Raw genomic sequence first — 17,360 nt, forward strand, 5'->3', positions numbered from 1 at the left:
GCAACGGCGGTGTTAACTACACTATCGGGAAGAGAAAGTTCGATCCAAGCGACGACGCTTCGCTAGCAGAGTGATCTACTAGTGACTGTCCCGCAGCATCACTCGGCTCCGACCTCAACGCTGCCGACGTTGTCGAGACCAACGAGTGCGTCGATATCACTAGACTCGGGTGGCTCGCGGTTCCGAAGTGTCTCGCCCGTCTTCCCGTCGAAGAGATGAATCCGGTCCTGCGGGAACTGAACGGTTAGCTGCCTCCCCGGTTCGATGACGATGTCTCCTTCGAGCGTTGCAGTATACTGCTTGCCACCGATTTGAAGGTAGACGTAGGTGACATCGCCCAGTGGTTCAGTTACCTCCACTTCCGGCGACAACGCGTTGTGTGTGCCTGCTGGAACCGCTTTGATATCTTCAGGACGGATACCTAGGGTGAACTGTTGTCCCGAGCTTTCGATATCTGCGTAGACGTCATCGTCCAATTCGTAGCTAAAGGCGTCGTGAACGAGCGTTGGCGTCTCGCCGCTCGTGTCGAGTTCGACATCGAAGAAATTCATCGACGGTGAGCCAATGAAGCCGGCGACGAACTGATTCTCCGGCTGGTGGTAGCATTCCAGCGGAGTCCCAATCTGCTGCAGTTCACCGTCGTTGAGCACGGCGATTCGGTCAGACATGGTCATTGCTTCAGTCTGGTCGTGCGTGACGTAGATAGTCGTCACGTCGAACTTCTGCTGAATTTTCTGGAGTTCCGTCCGCATCGTCGTCCGGAGTTTCGCGTCGAGGTTCGATAGCGGCTCGTCCATCAGAAACACTTCGGGTTCACGGACGATAGCACGACCAAGCGCAACGCGCTGTTGCTGCCCCCCGGAAAGGTCACCCGGCTTCTTACCGAGCAGATCATCGATACCCATCATCTCGGCCGCCTCGTGAACCCGTTTTCGAATCTCGTCCTTCGGGAGGTCAGTCGTCATCTTTAGCCCGAAAGACATGTTTTCTTCTGCAGTCATGTGCGGGTACAACGCGTAGTTCTGGAACACCATCGCCATATTCCGCGCCTTAGGCTTGTTGTCAGTAACTGCCTCGCCGTCAAGTACTAACTCACCAGATGTTGGTGTCTCGAGACCTGCGATACATCGTAGTGTCGTGGATTTCCCACAACCAGAGGGACCGACGAGAACGATGAACTCGCCGTCTTCGATCTCCACGTCGAAGTCGTCGACAGCAACGATATCTCCGCTATTGTCGTGGAACACCTTCTTGAGGTGCTGAACGTCTAGCTTACCCATACCACGTCCAAGATTGTTATTCGTGTTAAATCTTGCTCTCGTAGGAATTTCTCCGGTAAGCCCTCTCGGCAAGACAGAGGGCAAGTTCGGAGCAGTCGGCTGACTTCAGAGATTGACCCCTAAGCTGTAGCAGGCGGACTCAACGGCAGAACTCGCCCCACAATATTCTATGTTACATGAAACAGCCGCGGTTGGCAACAGTCAACTCATGGGGATGTGCCACCTGTGCCCATCTCTGGCCGATATCGATGGAATTGAGGATTTCATATATCATGAAACTAAATCAAAGACCGTTTCGAAGACAAGCCAATTGGAGGTATCGAGGCGAAAGAACACCCAACAGAAGGGGGTCAGTAGTCCTGATATCCGGGGTTGGAGACCGGATCGATAGTCGGGTCTTCACCTTCGACATCACGGATATACTCAAGCAATCGGTCTCTGAGCCGTTCGAAGACGGCTCTGTACTCAGGCCGACCGACGAGGTTGACCTGTTCGGCGGGGTCACGCGCGAGGTTGTATAGGTATCTCTCGACGTAGTGGTCGCTCGACTTCTCTGCTTTGCCCCCGCGCCATCCGGTCAACGTCGGTGCGGAAACTCCCAGTTTCCAGCGATCCGTTCGGATTGCTCGGCCGATTTCCGAGCCACTGAGCTGGATGAACGCCTCACCCATTCTGGGGTGGTCGTCGTCGAGTAAGCTGTGGCCGTGCATCGACTCGGGAACGTCATTGCCAGCGGCGTCGAGAATCGTCGGTGCCCAGTCAACAAGGCTGACGGTCCGCTCGACGACGCGTCCAGCGTCGATTCCTGGTCCTTGAAGGACAGCCGGGACATGGACTGATGCATCGTGGCAGGTGCGCTTATACTCACCGGGCCGACTACGGAAATGGCACCCATGGTCGGATGTGAATGCAACTATCGTCTCGTCACGAACACCTGTGCGTGCAAGCGTATCAGTAAGTCGGCCAATACACGCGTCTATACGTTCGACTGCGCCGTAATAGTCCGGCAGTTCGTTGAACCAGTTTCCTGGCCGGTCACGGAGATCCGGCGGAACGTACGGGTTGTTTCTATAGCGTTCTGCGTATCCCTCAGGGGCGACGAACGTCTGCTGGTCGTTCTGGTCGTGTGGCTCCAAGAAGCCGACCATCAAGAAGAACGGTTCCGAAAGCGTCTCGATTGCGTCGATAGCGAAGTCAGCGAAGGCGTCCGCACGGTACTTATCGAACGTCACGGGCTCGCCGTTCTCGTCGAACAGCATCCCTTCCGTAGGCTGAGTCATGAACTCGGGAACATCAGCACCGATCCAGAAGTCTTCGTAGCCACCACGGTGGGACGTTGGCACCGGTTCGTCAAATGTCCCCGCCAGATGCCATGACCCGACGAAACCCGTCTCGTACCCGTTCTCAGCGAAGTAGTGTGCGAGCGTTCGTTCCCCGTCAGCAAGTGGAAGTGAGTGACGCCAAACGCCCGTCTCAGTTGCATATCGACCAGTATGAATAACCGATTGCGACGAACCACAGACCGGCTGTGGAGTAACTGCATTGTCGAATCGAAGACCCTCGGCGGCGAGTTGATCGATGTTCGGTGTGAGATCCATCGGAGAACCGTGCGCACCAACTGTGTCCCACCGGTGTTGATCGGTCACGATCATGAGGACGTTCGGTCGATCAATCGAATCATCAGCCATACGTCTGCTTTCGTTAGTTGGTATTATATATGTGTGGGCATGGCCAGAATTGTGTTCGGATAGAGATTACAAGCATATGAATGTAATTTTGTCAGACTATCTGAACCGTAGTTTACTCTCGATAGAACTCACCGTACTCCCGAGTAAGTTCTTGAACTCGGACATGTCTGTCGTATCCGCATTAGGGTCGACCGGCTTTTTGATACCCACCGCACAAATAGCTTCGTCGTCATCGTCCGTAACCGGAGCGGCGACCGCATGCCACTCTTCGAACTGCTCACGACGCGAATGGGCGGCCCGTCTGTCCCGCACAGACTGCAGCTCTGACTGGAGTTCCTCTGGGTCCGAAATTGTGAACGGCGTCAGCGACGGAAGCGTCCGGTTTTCCAACCACGACTCGACAGTTTCTGTCGGTTGGTAGGCGAGAATGACTTTTCCCCCAGCGGTAGCGTGGAGGTGTGCTCGCTCACCCTCTTGATGTGGTGGAGTCGTCGCACCCGAGGGGACAATCTGGGTGAGGTAGACACCAAACCCATGTTCTGGAACCATGAGCGTCGTCACACCTCCAGTCGTCTCGGCTAAGCTTTCGAGTGAATCGTAGGTCTGGTTATAGAGATTTCGCTGGGTGCGGGCAGCAATACCTAGTTCAAGAAATCCCAGGCCGAGACGGTACTCAGATCCATCTTTGTCGACATACTGGATCGACTGAAGCGTGTTGAGATGTTTGTAAACGGTCCCCGAGGCGAGCCCTAACTCTTCGACGAGTTGCTGGACTGTAGCACCGTCGCGGCGTTTTAGAGCCTCAATGATACGGAAACTCGTAACGGTCGTCGTCGCTAGATATCCATCGTCTTGGGCCACGTCAAAGCGGTTGGTTGTCATAGTTCAATTCACGGTATCATCACACATAGATGTTTTCATGATACGTGAAATGGCGTCACGAAAGATGTTACGGGCATTTCACCGCCATCAATCCACAAAGCCCGAAGAGAGCACCATTCTACACCATTTATACTTATTAACTATTTCACGATTCATGAAATTGATGTTCCCACAACCTGTTGTGTCGAGGTAGGGGTCGCACGCTAAGACCCATCGGGACACACTCAGACAGTACGTGTGCTACTTTACACCACACGCGTCCCTAAGCCTCGATAAGTTGTAGTAGAACTGAGGGCGGCACGGCGAAATACTTATGACAAACCCAGAGACACGTAGTAGCAATGCCAAAGATTGCCCTAATCGGAGCTGGGAGTATGGTATTTGCAAAGAAACTCATCGGCGACATCCTCTCGTTCGACGAGTTGTCTGACAGCCATATCGCGTTGATGGACATCGACAAACATCGACTCACACAGACGCAACGTGTCGCTGAGGCGATGGTTGAAAACGAAGGACTCGAAACGACTGTCTCGGCGACGCTTGACAGACGCGAAGCCCTTGAAGACGCGGACTACGTCCTCAACATGATCAACGTTGGTGGGACTGAGCCCTTCGAAAACGAGATCCGGATCCCGGAAAAATACGGAGTGAAGCAAGCAATCGGTGACACGACTGGACCGGGTGGAATCTTCCGTGGCCTTCGGACGATTCCGACACTCCTCGACCTCGCGGACGACATGGAAGAGCTGTGTCCCGATGCTCTTCTACTCAACTATACGAACCCAATGGCCATCCTCTGTAAGGCTGTCTTTGACGCGACTAACATCGAGGTCGTTGGTCTCTGTCACTCCGTCCCGCACACCGCCGAGGCAATAGCAGAGTACACAGAAACGCCACAGGACGAACTCGAGTACTGGGTCGCCGGCATCAACCACATGGCTTGGTTCCTCACCTGCGAACACGACGGAGAGAGTCTTTATCCGGCACTCAAAGAGGCCTACGACGACGAAGAGACGTACCGCAAGGACACGGTCCGTTTCGAGATGATGAAGCACTTCGGCGCGTTCCCCACGGAATCGAGCCATCATATGAGTGAGTACCTCCCGTACATCCGAACAGACGATGCACTTATCGAGGAGATGGCCGGGACGAACTTCGCCGAACGGATGCCAACCGCGACGTACCTAGAGGGATGGCTTGCGCGGTCCGAAGAGCGCGACGATCCCGAACTGGACGTCGACCTCAACGAGGTTAGTGTCGAACGTTCCGAGGAATACGCGTCCCGGCTCATCCATTCGTTGGAAACGGGAACTCAACGCCGGTTCAACCTCAACGTGTCCAACGAATCGAACGCCATCGAAAACCTCCCTGCAGACGCTTGTGTGGAAGTTCCGGTCTTCGTCGACGGTACCGGCCTTCACCCAGCTTCGGTTGGAGAGTTGCCGACACAACTTGCCGCTCTGGACCGCCAGCACTCTGCAATCTACGAACTGGCGGTGGAAGGTGCCTTAGAGGGTAACCGCGAGAAAGTCCACCAAGCAGTAAAGCTCGATCCTCTGTCAAGCGCCGCTTGTTCACTAGACGAACTACACGAGATGACCGAAGAACTCATCGAGGCAAACGCAGATTACATCCCGGACCTGGAGTGGCCGAGTAAGCAAAACCCGGAGAGAGCAGTCCCCGCAGATGACTAATCGAAACACAGCGTAACAGCGTGAGTCAGAGGCAGTACACCACTGGGTACAGTATTCCGATCGGTGGTGCGTGTCATCTCCACGCATCGGTTCTGGCTCGGAACGCAGTCCGTTGAAGTGGACCCCGGTCGACAATGTGAATCTCAGTTCGTCGGTCGGTCTGCCTGACTGGCTTCGACAGGTCAACCGCTGCAGGGTGGCCTGCCGAGGCCGATGGAACAACGGATGTGGTGACCCTTTTTGTGAAGGAGGCTACGCGTTCGAATATGTTCTACCCTCTCATGAGTCGTGGGAGGATGGTTGGATATCCCCACAGATAAAACTGTATTATATATACAAGATTATGGACATCATGATCTATTCGAGACAGTATCCAATAGAACTATCTAGGAATCTCAACTAATAGAATAGCCATAGTTAGAAATTATATTGGCTATTGACATTCATGCAGCAACTTGAATGTCTAAATCGCCACTATATTTACATAAAACTCAATTACTGAATTGGGTAAAACTCCAAGGGTTTGTTGCCAAATCTTCAACGTAATTGTATAAGTTATGAAATACACGACACAGTTCACTCTACGGAAGTTCAACTCACATTAGAATCTTACACATAGTCAGGACAACGACACCAAGACTCGAATCGCCGACAATGGAATGGGAATCCTAGACGACGAAAAAGGTCTTGCGTCAGGTATAGATCGAAAACGTACAGTTCCGGTATGTGCCCTCAACGTAACCTCGTCGATACCTTGATTACCACTTGTTACTGCTTGGTCATGAGTTAACCAACATCGATAGGCCACATTACTACTGTTGGTTAATACGGCTACAGAAAACAATCAGCGAGCAAAAATTCCAACAAGTCACGATTTTCCAATCACCCTATCAATTGATCTAAAATATTCAAATCAAGTCAGTCACCAAATAATTCGTCAGACACACCACTATTGCCAGTAAAAGCGGCAGACACAGAGAGGATCAAATATACTGGCAATAGTGGTTTAATCAATATCTCACAGATATCAGATACAATAGTAAACTCGACATCGACAGGTGAAACTGGCAACAGTGGACAGGTTATTGGCAATACTGGCAGCGGGGGTCACCCCGCAAGAAAAGGGGGCTAGTCTAACGTCCCGTTCTTTTTCGCAAGTTCACGGATGCCTTCTAAATTCCCAAACTCGCTTTCCAGCGCATCCAACGCCGAAGACAACGACACGTCCAAATCATACTCGTTGTAGTTCCCTCGGCCGCCACTCGAGTCAACCAACTGCAACACACCATGGAGGTTCAGATCCGACAGGTGGTCGTGTACGCGCCGACGCTTCAGCGGTTCTTGCCCATTCTTCCTCGCAACCTTCTGGTACCGACGATAGATTGCCTTTGTCCGTTCGGGCGTTTCTCCTCGAGCAACCAGTTGGCACACTGTCAACAACACATGCTGCCCATGTTGTGTCAACGAATGCATCCCTTCAACGACCTGCTGGCGCTGAATCTGGAACTCCCCCTCGCGGACATGTTCCTCTGTTACAAACGCGTCCCCACCGGCCCGCGCTTCAGACTCCGCAATATCGACTGCCTTCCGTAACAGTCGGAGTGCCTGCCGGGCCGATCCAGAGTCTCGCGCTGAAAACGCGGCACACAACGGAATCACATCATCTTCCAACACATCATCATACAACGCAATCTCTGCTCGCTCGCGGAGGATGTTTTGGAGTTCGCCAGCATCGTATGGCGGGAACAAAATCTCCTCTTCGCAAAGTGTGTCTTTAACTTTTGGAGACAGATTATCGCGGAATTTGAAGTCGTTACTGATGCCGATGACGCCCAACTTCACATCTAGGTCCAATTGTGAACGTGCCCGCGGGAGCTCGTACAGAATATCATCGTCCGATCCGATGTTATCAATCTCGTCGAGGACAACCAACACGGTCCCCCCAATATCTTCTAAGTCAGCGTAGAGCTCACGAAACACGCGCTTTTGTTGATAGCCAGTCTCACTGATCGGCATCCGTGAAGACGACACATTTGTTAGTGGGTGATTTGGCTCTCGAATCTCGTTCACGAGGTTCACCGCAACCTGGTACGACGTGTTGCAGCCAGTACAGTTCAATTCGATAATATTCACGTCGACGTCGTCGTACTGGTCAGCTGATTCCTGAAGTTCTTTGAGCAGATCGTGTGTGGCCGCAGTCTTCCCGACACCCGTGACCCCATACAGAAACACGTTGTTCGGCTGCCATCCTTGAATTACCGGCCGGAGGGCTGCCGCGTATTCGTCGAGTTCAGCGTCTCGTTCCTCAAGAGTCTCAGGCTGGTAATCGTCTCGCAACACGTCGTTGTCTCGAATGATGAATGACTCCCGAGTGAACCGGCCCATGGATTGGACGATGTTGCTATGTGTGATAAAACCATGGGCGCCAGTATGACCAATAACCACACCCCCGTTGCCAGTACCGCCAATATCACGGTGGCTTATAAAAGACACTCTCTCCACCATTGCCAGTATTCTCTCGTAGGTGAGGACCGAAGTCCAAAATGAGGTAATTAACAGAGCTACCGAACTATATCTACAGTTGTACTTTACTAATTCTTTCCTAGTACGGGTTTGGTTCTACTACTATTAATATAAATTTATCGCTTAACTAGTACTAGTACGAGTAGTCTTCTACTCGTTCGAGTGGTTTTACTGGCAAGAGTGGTGTGTGTGTATTACTTAAAACGGGCGAACACTGGCAGTACTGGCAACGGGGGTCTCCCGAGAACCAACCTTTAACGAATCTGCCCTTAATCTCGGGAGTTCCCATGCTTACGCCATCTTTACTGGCAATAGTGGACTGGTTATTGGCAGTACTGGCAACACCGGTGTCTCAACCAACTATCATGACGGCTGGTATGTACAATACGAGAGCGGTACTATCTGCTCAGACCAGTACTAAAACGCGAGCAGATTACAGCCATGGAAGTTGCTCTTGTCACTCATTGGGGTTGACTGGACCTTTATACTTGGACTTGATTTTGTCGCCCTCTCGCCACTACCAGTAGTAGTGTGATTGTCTTTGATCTCTTTTGGTCGTAATCGTCGCCTTCGTGGGGACATCATCTGGAAGGTCCTCGGGCCGTTCTTCGAACTCACCTTCCGGTTGATTTTCTTCGATACGAGTCTCACGCTCCTTGTGTTCGACCAACTCTTCGGCATACCGGGCAACCTTTCGAAGACGATTCGGTGGGGAGATTCGTCGGCGGCGTCGGTGGTTCGTCGGACATCGGCTGCTGCCTCGTATTAACCAACAACCGACGCTGATAAAAAATGTTGGTTAAAGTTAGAGAAGTTTGACTCAGATTCCTAAACCGGAAGAGAAACTTGTGGAACACACACCCCTCGTCCAGAGTGAAAACGATTGAAATAGTGGAGTGCAGTCCACAAGAAACAGGGGTTCACGAGAAGGGAAGACGGACAAGACTGCAGAGAGAGTTGCTAAGACTGAGACCGACGGCAGAATAAGAAGAAAGCAAATGAGTAGTTCTTCACGAGATCCAGACGAATAGTAATTCGTCTTTTTTCACGGTGTAGAATACCTAGTGGACTATTCGAATCAATAAGATATAAATCTCCTAGGTAATACTAAGCTATCTAACCAATTTGAGTACTGGTTGATTCCACGGGGACTCTATTCGAGTGTTTCTGCCTCTCCTCCCGTGATTCGTGTCGTTTACAGGCGACTCAGTCATGCAATTCTCATATAGTTCCCCGACTCTTCTTATTCTGTTTCACTCTGGACGAGGGGTGGGTGGGTCTCTTCCCGTCGTAACTTTCATGTGACAATTCCCTCGATACCTTCAATCCTTGACATCCTCAAGATTGGTGCAGAATACAGGTCAACAGCTGTGTTTTGCATTTATCACTACAACTGAAAACAGGGACTATTGTCTCGAACCAATGTTTGACTAAGTAGCGAACCCTAAGACTGTTTTCACTCTGGACGAGGGGTGTCTGCCGTGCGTCAGACGTCTTTTGTGTCCGATCGATGTTTGATTGTCTTGACTCTGTTTAGGTTACACTCTTGATTAGGGGTGTACTCTTCGAGACTCTTAGAAGAATAGAAGCAATTCACTCGGGACGAGGGGTGGTCAGATATTGGCTCGTGTCCATTTTACACTCTTGGTGAGGGGTGTCTCTTCGTCCAAACCACCTACACTGGAGGGACGTCTTTCACTCTGGATTACCTCGTCTCTTTTCCCGACTGACATTGGACACACTATACAGTAAATCCCAGTCGTGGGACGATTTACACTCTTGCCGAGGTGGGCGAATTATTAAGTAGCCGGGTTGTGCGGTATCTTGTATCGATGGCTGACGACCCGTCGCAACTCTCTGACTTCAACGACCGGTACGAAGACCCGGCTGAGGATCCGCTATTCAATATCGATGGAGACGATCCCGACCGGGTCGACATTTTCACTCGCAAGGAACTCCTGAAGGTTGGTCACGTCCCGGAAAGTGCCCGAATTGTCGGCCGGGATACGGAAATCAAGGACATCGCTGCTGAACTCAGGCCGATCGTTCAAAATGACCCGCCTAACAACGTCATGATCTACGGCAAGACAGGGACGGGCAAGTCGCTGGTTGCTCGCCATGTCACAGAACGTGCCCGTCGAGCCGCAGAGTCAAATGGGGTTTCGGTCGGGACTGTCTACGTCGACTGTGCACAGCACAATACTCAGACCCGTGTTGCCCGAACAGTGACACGGGAGCTCAACAAGACCGACAAAACTGACTTCGACGTCCCACGAGCAGGGATTGGCAGTGGGGAATATTACGACTACCTCTGGGAGATACTGAATCTCGCCTACGATGCAGTTGTCATCATTCTCGATGAGGTTGACCGCCTGAACGACGATGATATTCTGATGCAGCTCTCACGAGCCCGTGAATCTGGGAAAGCCGATTGTCACCTGGGCGTTATCGCGGTGAGTAACAAAATCGAGTATCGGGACCAGTTGAACGAGCGCGTCAAGTCAAGCCTTCGTGAAGAAGAGTTCGTCTTCCAGCCCTACGACGCGAATCAACTCCGTGGGATAATGAAGCACCGCCGCGACGCGTTCCATGACGACGTTCTCTCTGACGACGTCATCCCCCTAACTGCGGCGCTTGCAGCACAGGAACATGGCGACGCCAGAAAGGCAATCGAGATTCTCCGACACGCGGGCGAACTCGCTGAGCGAGAGAACGCTGACCAGGTCGTCGCAGAGCACGTTCGCGATGCTCAAGAATGGGCAGAGGTCGACCGATTCGAGGAGTTACTTCGTGGGTCGACGACTCAGGTCAAGTTCATTCTCTACTCACTTGCACTGCTGACCGAGGAGAGCTCGAACGAAGACGAATTCTCGACAAGCCGTATTTACAAGCGCTACCAGAACACTGCTGAGACGGTCGATGCGAAGGTTCTGAGCGAACACCGCGTCTATGAACTGCTGAAGGAGCAGGCGTTCCTCGGCGTGGTGGAATCGACCCGAACTGGCGGTGGACGGGGAGAAGGGAGCTACCTTGAGCATCGACTGGTTCAGGATACTGGTATTGTGCTGAAATCTGTGCTCCGTGATAGCCGACTGGAAGATCTCGCGTAATCTCCGTTTTCCCCGACTACACACCCCTGGTCACGAGTGTAAGTTCTGACTTGTTCAGTCTGGTAACCCACACCCCGTGTGCAAAGTGTAAATATGCGCCATTCATGCGCGAGAGCGCTTAAGGAACAGTTGAGGTCTTTGATTATTCATCTTGTACACGGGGTGTGTCCCCTCTCAACTTGTCATTCGGTTCATCTCTCACACGGGGTCCACGGGTAATCAGAAAATTCACTTCGTACACGGGGTGTGGTGTCTTTCGAGCCCATGGAAATCCTTCCTACTCATCGGGGTTGACTGGGCCTTTATATTTGGATTTGATTTTGTCACCTTCTCGCCACTGCCAGTAGTAGTAGCGATTATCGTTGATCTCCTTGATCGTAATCGTCGCCTTCGTGGGGACATCGTCTGGAAGATCGTCCGACCGTTCTTCGAGTTTCCCTTCCGGTGGCTCTTCCTCGAGACGAGCCTCGCGCTCCTTGTGTTCGGCCAACTCTTCGGCATAGCGGGCAACGTCTCGAAGACGGTTCGGTGATGATTCATTGAGAGCATTGATGATCTCTGTAGGGAGGTTCATCGGCGGCGTCGGTGGTTCGTCGGACATCGGTTGCTGCCTCGTATTAACCAACACGAAGCGCTCACCGAAGATACTGTTGGTTAAGTTTATAATCAGACTTCCAGACCACTCCTTCGATCGACTTCTCTCCGCCGGGTAGAGGCGTTTTAGCCATGCAAGCGTTTATACGCTGGAAGGGTCAAGACTAGGTTGACCAATGAGTCTTGATGAGGCGGTTGACGAAGCGCTCGCGACGTACAATATGTCGCGCAGTGAAGAGGCCGAGGAAACGGGCCGAACAGTCGCCACGCTCCAAGACTAACAGAGCCGCTTAGTCGAGGTTCCGAATCTTTTCAGCGAATTCTGCTTTCGATAGCCCTGGCGTTTCCTTCAGCTCTGGATAGCCTGCGCGTTCGACAGCCTCCTCGACGAACTCGATCCAGAGCTCTTCATGCTGCTCCGCGTAGACGACCTTCGCCTCACTCGGGTACATATCCAGCTCGTATGCGGTCAAGTCGATTTCGACCGCGTGTTTCCGCTCAAGCGTTCTCGCGCCGAAGCGGTACAGGTGCTTGAAGAGGACGTTCTTCCGCCGAACGGTCAACAGCCGCTTCGATTCGTTGATGTAATCGTTCACCCACTCCCGCCAGTCATACGATTCTGGGTCGATTTCTATGGACGTTTCCGGCATCGAGAAGTCCGGATTCAGGCGCCGGAGGTAGAACTGGATTAGTGCGACAGCCATCCGATGGTTGGCGTTCGGAAGTGTGTGTTTCAGAATCAAGTTCGAGGCAAGCCGACCTGCAACGGCTGTTGCTGAGCCCTCCCAGGACGTCCGATCAAGCACGCCCGGCAGCGCGTCGACATCGATTTGCTTGTATGCTTCGACAGGAACGCCTTCTTCTTTCTCGTTCTGAGCGATGAGGGCGCGGTAGATCTCGAGCAGCCGAACGACGATGGTGCTGTTGTCCTCGCTCATCTTCGCGAGTGACGCTTTGAGATCGAAGTCGATCTCACGAACAGGGCCACCATCGACACGGGACGTGTAGACGACGTAGAACGCTTCGTCAATCTCGCACTTCTGAACCTTCACAGCGACGTCGTCGTCGTAGTTGACGATATGCGAGACGACTTCAGTAGGGTCTGGATGCACGAAGTCAAGAGAGAACTGCTTGTCACCGGGATGGTGGTAGTAGACGTGGCCCATCTGGTATACTGTACTCTTTCATCAGTACATATAGTGACTACGAGAATTCTACACCGGTCTTGGATATAGATGATCATTTAGTACCTAGTTTGGCATGTCATCACACTTCATATCGGCCAGTAAATATATAATATTCCATCAATCTGATTGACATGTACGCACCGCAAGACAATCGGTGTGGAACGATACCGAACACATGATCTCCCGCTCAGTCACCGTCGAAGACATCGATGAGTTGTTCCTCAGGTGGAACGACCATCTCAACGCATCGGCCCTCTATCGGCAAGCCCTCCGCGACGAGATGCAACTTCGCGACGTTGAGCCGCACAAACTCCGCGCACAACTCAGCGAAGCGCGTGAATTGGGCTACTCGCTCGATGAGATTGCAACCATGACGAGTCGCTACGCCGACCTCCAAGCGCTCGTGTACGACCACACCGAGTGACCCCATGTCTGACTCACACTCCCCTACTGACGCTCGATCCGCCGGTCAGCAACGGCCCTCCCGATCCATCCTCCGACACGTCGCGATCGGAAGCGTCCTGTTCACGATCGCTGCCGTCCAGCCAGTTGCCGCACAAGACAGCGTAGTCTGCAGCGCTGAGAAGCTGCCAGGGATGATCGAGGGATTCTTCCAGATTACGACGACGATTGGCTTCATTGGGTTGGCAGTCATCTGGCAGGCCGACTCCCTCGCTGAGATCTTCACCGCCAGCCCCGAACAGAAAAAGCGACTCAAAGTCCACAAGCGTGCGGCACTCAAATCCGCCCTCATCTTGGCGGTACTCGGCCCGCTGTACACCGTCGTGGCGTCGATCATGGACCTCCCACTCGGCGACTGCGTGAACCTCACTCCCTGGTAAGCGCCCCACTAATCCACCTTTACCCTCCCATGGAGCATCGAGTGCCCTCCGTACTGGTAGCCGCGTTGCTCGTGTCGAGTTCCATTATCGGCCTTGCGGCGGCACAGCCCCCGAGACCAGGGACTGAGACAAACGGCCTCACGGAAAACGAGTCGGCGACGCTCTGGTCTCGCGATAGCGACCGCTACGTCAGCCAACAGGCCTACCAGCAGCAGTACGGCGACGACCGAACGGCACTCCACCAACTCGCCAACGGGACTGACATCACGTTCACGCGCCCGCCGGCAACAGCCGCGACGTGGACGCGCAACGACTTCGCTGACCTTGAGGCCGGCGGGCCCGACACGTCGACCTACCCACCCCACGCGTCACTCGAAGATGGGACGTTCATCGACGATGCGCATGCGACGATTTTTGCGGTCACACCCTCGACGCGTGGCCATCTCGACGCAGGTGAGACACCGCTCTATATCGCGCCCAACGGGACGGTTCGCGGGCTCGTTGATTACCGCGTTCGCGTTCCCTCCGGGAACGAAACGGGCAATCAAACCGTCGACTGGGCACTCGTCTCTCACGAGATTGAGAACACCCGTCTGAAAATCAACGGTATCCCAGTCGCAACTGCGAGCGGTACTCACACGCCAACGCTGCAGTATCAGACAACGCACTCGTGGGGTGCAAACCTCACGCTCGAAGCGACCATCTCCGTTCGCCTCAAGGAGACCATCGAAACAACGGTTGGTGGCCAGTCCGAGACGACAGTCAACTACCGGACCGAGACACGAACCGTCTCAGACACACTTGACACCGAGATTTACGACCTCGCGGCGTACCCCTACTACGCGCAGTATCCGAACGGCGATACTGGCGTCGCGGTTTTCCAATCCCGGCCGTGGCAAGGCTATACGCTCACCGACGAGGGGACCTCACGCGTGCGTGGCGTCTGGCGGTTCTACACCGCTCGCAACACAGACTGGGACACTCTCGTTACGTCGACCGGCGCGTCGACGACCACGGCACAGTCGGATGCGATTCCCGTGCGAGTTCACGCGTATCCCTCACAGATCGGGCCGCGAGCAGAGCCCGTTCGTGATGGCCCGGATATCATCGACACGTGGGGGACTGACCGGGCGTCACCTCGCCGGACGATCGGCGAGAACGTAACCGTCGAGGTCGTCAACGAGTCGTACACGCCGACATACGGGCTAGCGGTCCGTGCAGAGACTGTCGACCGGGAGGCGCTTCGGGTAGGGGGAATCGTTCGCGGGGTGAACGCCACGATTGTCGATCCTCAAGTCGGGTCGGCGCGGCAGCTTCGCGAGAGTAACCTCTCTGTCGAGCTCGTTTCACAGACGACGTCGAACGCGACGCTCCGAGTCGAATTACGCGATAATCGGACCGGTGCGCCAATCGCGTCGAATGGAAGCGACCGACAGTATCCGATCGGTGGGTCGTCACACAGCGGCTACATCACGGTGGGTGACCAGCACGTTGAGACCAACGAGAGTGGCATCGCGATCGTCACGCTCGACGAGCCGGGGATCTACACCGCCCGCTACCACCCCGGTACGTGGCTTGGCCATGACCCAGCATATGTGGGCGATACGGCCTCCGTTCGCTGGCACCCGCTCGGAACTCTCGACGGTTGGGTTGCGTTCGTGTTCGAAGTCGGTTGGCAGGCGATTCCGTTCGTCGTGACGTTCTACGCCGGTCGTCGACTCCTCCGCATGTTTGGACCGACAGATAGTGATCACCGAAACCAATGATTCCGACTGATTCACCAACTGATAGACGTACCGTCCTCCGAACACTCGGCGGGGCCGCCCTCGCCAGCGTTGCTGGCTGCCTTGATGGTAGTCGCGGCTCCGGAACAACGACATCTGACCAGACGTCGGCGGCGACTGAGCGTGCTGGCCCGCTTTCACGCATCGCTGTCGAGGAGCAAGCCATTGTTGTTGAGGTTGATGCTGACGCGCCCGTTGAGCAGGTGAACCTCATTCAGCCGAATGGGGAACTGTTCGGGAAACGTGGGCTTGCCGCTGGTGCACGACAGGTTTCGTTTAAAATCGGAACTGCCTACGAGCCCGGTGAGTACCGTGTCGTCGCGTTGGATGGTGAGGAGACGGTTGCTAAGGGTACTCTTGAGATTAGCCCCCAGATCGAGATTCAGGACGTTGGACTGTTTCGTAATGTTCCGGACAAGCCGTGGGATGAGGTCTATGGAGATACTGAGACAGACCGTCTCAAAAACGGTGAAGCAGTAGTCACAGTGGAGAACCGTGGAACTGGTCCTGATGCAGTTGTTGAATTGGTCTTTGCTGAAGACGTTCCGAACCCTATTTCGAATCCTCGTGGAAGCGGAATGTACGAAACTGAACAAGTCGTTGTCGCACCGGGAGAGACAGTTGACCTGTTCAGTAACTCATTCCCATTCGGTTCAGAATCAGAGAAAGGCATGGGTTGTTCCTCTGAGGGGAACTCTGGACAATTTAGAACCATTATTGAGACCCGAGTTGATGCAGACCAGGTCTCGAAATCGTTCGATGTGACGTACTCTGGGTCCAGCAGTATGAGTGAGTGTGAGGTCACTATCACGGAGGCCTGACCAATGGTTGACTTAATCGATGTCGTACTAGAAGGGTTCAAAGACATCGTTGAGTGGATTATCTCTTCGTTCATGGACGGTTTACGGTCTGGATACCGAACGTTGTCTGAGGGCATGTTTGGAACCCCGACGCCTCAGACCGATGGTGTGTTCATCTTCGGTGACCCAACCAATACGCCTTGGCCAGCGATTCACGATGGACTCATTGGTGGCGAAATAACGCTCATTGCACTCTTATTGCTCATAATGAGCGTTCAAGGTCGTCATACGATCCGAATATTCAATATCGGTAGTGCGTACGAAGCACGAAAAACCAAGAAGACTGCCTGGGCTGGTGCAGTCTTGATTGTCTCTTGGTACTGGATTAGTACCCTCTCACTATTCCTCATTGATGGATTCACCATCGCTCTACTTCCGGATGTCTCTTCAGTATCCAAAGCGATGCTACGTTTTCTAGGAGGCTCCATCACCAATCCGAGCTTGGGCCTGCTATTCGCGTTTCTGGGTGGTGTCTCTATGTGGGCCTTGGAAGCGTTGTTCTACATCCGGAGGATTCTACTCTTCGTCTATCTGTATGGGATGCCGATTGCATTCGCTCTTGCCTATGGAAACATCCCGGTTGTCTCAGATGTCGCAATGGGATTTGCTAAACGCTTCGTCCCGTTGGTTGTTCTCCCGCTTCCAGCTGCAATCATATTCAAAGGATACGATCTCTTATACGTCGGTGCGTCACTAACACCCGATTCAGCATTTCTCAGCTATCTATCTCAGTATCTCTCCCACTCGTCACACTCTATGTGACCTGGAAGACGTTCACGTACGCGACGCCGCTCACCGCGAAGGTGATTGGTGGTGCAACGCGAGGTGCTGCACTCATCGGCGGCGTCGCAGCCGGTGCGTATGTCGGTGGTGCTGGCGTCGCGACGACGGCCGCCCGGTGGGGCCCGAAAGCCGC

12 protein-coding genes and 2 pseudogenes are annotated in these 17,360 nt (G+C 53.5%); 7 read left to right on the top strand and 7 right to left on the bottom strand.

The window, feature by feature from the left end; genetic code table 11:
- Window positions 1-98 precede the first annotated feature (98 nt).
- From ATB1_RS09115 to ATB1_RS09125, 3 genes are all read right to left on the bottom strand, one after another.
- Window positions 99-1,280: an ABC transporter ATP-binding protein gene (locus ATB1_RS09115; RefSeq protein WP_004967640.1), complete on the bottom strand. Its 1,182-nt coding sequence runs from the start codon at window positions 1,278-1,280 to the stop codon at window positions 99-101.
- A 350-nt stretch (window positions 1,281-1,630) separates the two neighbouring features.
- On the bottom strand, window positions 1,631-2,968 hold the full coding sequence (locus tag ATB1_RS09120; protein ID WP_042663428.1) for a sulfatase-like hydrolase/transferase: 1,338 nt from the start codon (window positions 2,966-2,968) through the stop codon (window positions 1,631-1,633).
- A gap of 96 nt (window positions 2,969-3,064) precedes the next feature.
- Complete coding sequence (locus ATB1_RS09125; protein WP_042663429.1) at window positions 3,065-3,850, bottom strand: IclR family transcriptional regulator; 786 nt, start codon at window positions 3,848-3,850, stop codon at window positions 3,065-3,067.
- A gap of 341 nt (window positions 3,851-4,191) precedes the next feature.
- Between ATB1_RS09125 and melA the strand changes: the two genes are divergently transcribed.
- The gene (gene melA, locus ATB1_RS09130; RefSeq protein ID WP_042663430.1) at window positions 4,192-5,544 is read left to right on the top strand and encodes an alpha-galactosidase; all 1,353 of its coding nucleotides are present in this window, start codon (window positions 4,192-4,194) and stop codon (window positions 5,542-5,544) included.
- Window positions 5,545-6,672: 1,128 nt separating this feature from the next.
- On the opposite strand, the gene ATB1_RS09135 is transcribed toward melA, so the two are convergent.
- On the bottom strand, window positions 6,673-7,929 hold the full coding sequence (locus ATB1_RS09135; RefSeq protein WP_042663438.1) for a Cdc6/Cdc18 family protein: 1,257 nt from the start codon (window positions 7,927-7,929) through the stop codon (window positions 6,673-6,675).
- A 655-nt stretch (window positions 7,930-8,584) separates the two neighbouring features.
- Window positions 8,585-8,816: pseudogene (locus tag ATB1_RS23185) on the bottom strand (hypothetical protein).
- Window positions 8,817-9,899: 1,083 nt separating this feature from the next.
- On the opposite strand from ATB1_RS23185, the gene ATB1_RS09140 reads away from it, so the two are divergent.
- Entirely contained in the window at window positions 9,900-11,177 is a 1,278-nt protein-coding gene (locus ATB1_RS09140) for a Cdc6/Cdc18 family protein (protein WP_042663431.1), read from the top strand.
- 277 nt (window positions 11,178-11,454) lie between these two features.
- Here ATB1_RS09140 and ATB1_RS09145 read toward each other — a convergent pair whose 3' ends face one another.
- Together ATB1_RS09145 and ATB1_RS09150 are read right to left on the bottom strand one after the other, a co-directional pair.
- Window positions 11,455-11,778 carry a hypothetical protein gene (locus ATB1_RS09145; RefSeq protein WP_042663432.1) on the bottom strand — a complete coding sequence of 108 codons (324 nt, stop codon included), beginning with the start codon at window positions 11,776-11,778 and terminating at the stop codon, window positions 11,455-11,457.
- 283 nt (window positions 11,779-12,061) lie between these two features.
- On the bottom strand, window positions 12,062-12,937 hold the full coding sequence (locus tag ATB1_RS09150; protein ID WP_042663433.1) for a hypothetical protein: 876 nt from the start codon (window positions 12,935-12,937) through the stop codon (window positions 12,062-12,064).
- A 196-nt stretch (window positions 12,938-13,133) separates the two neighbouring features.
- Between ATB1_RS09150 and ATB1_RS09155 the strand changes: the two genes are divergently transcribed.
- From ATB1_RS09155 to ATB1_RS09175, 5 genes and pseudogenes are all read left to right on the top strand, one after another.
- Window positions 13,134-13,382 (top strand): hypothetical protein, encoded by a 249-nt coding sequence (locus ATB1_RS09155; protein WP_008094372.1) that lies wholly within the window; start codon window positions 13,134-13,136, stop codon window positions 13,380-13,382.
- Window positions 13,383-13,386: 4 nt separating this feature from the next.
- Window positions 13,387-13,800: a hypothetical protein gene (locus ATB1_RS09160; protein ID WP_042663434.1), complete on the top strand. Its 414-nt coding sequence runs from the start codon at window positions 13,387-13,389 to the stop codon at window positions 13,798-13,800.
- A gap of 29 nt (window positions 13,801-13,829) precedes the next feature.
- A complete protein-coding gene (locus ATB1_RS09165; protein WP_042663435.1) occupies window positions 13,830-15,566 on the top strand; it encodes a hypothetical protein in 1,737 nt (578 codons plus the stop codon).
- The gene (locus ATB1_RS20630) at window positions 15,563-16,405 is read left to right on the top strand and encodes a hypothetical protein (protein ID WP_082256363.1); all 843 of its coding nucleotides are present in this window, start codon (window positions 15,563-15,565) and stop codon (window positions 16,403-16,405) included. The genes ATB1_RS09165 and ATB1_RS20630 overlap by 4 nt, the downstream gene beginning before the upstream one ends.
- Window positions 16,406-16,408: 3 nt before the next feature.
- Window positions 16,409-17,360, top strand: a pseudogene (locus ATB1_RS09175) (hypothetical protein); the annotation flags it as partial.

The organism is Haloferax sp. ATB1 (assembly GCF_000730175.1).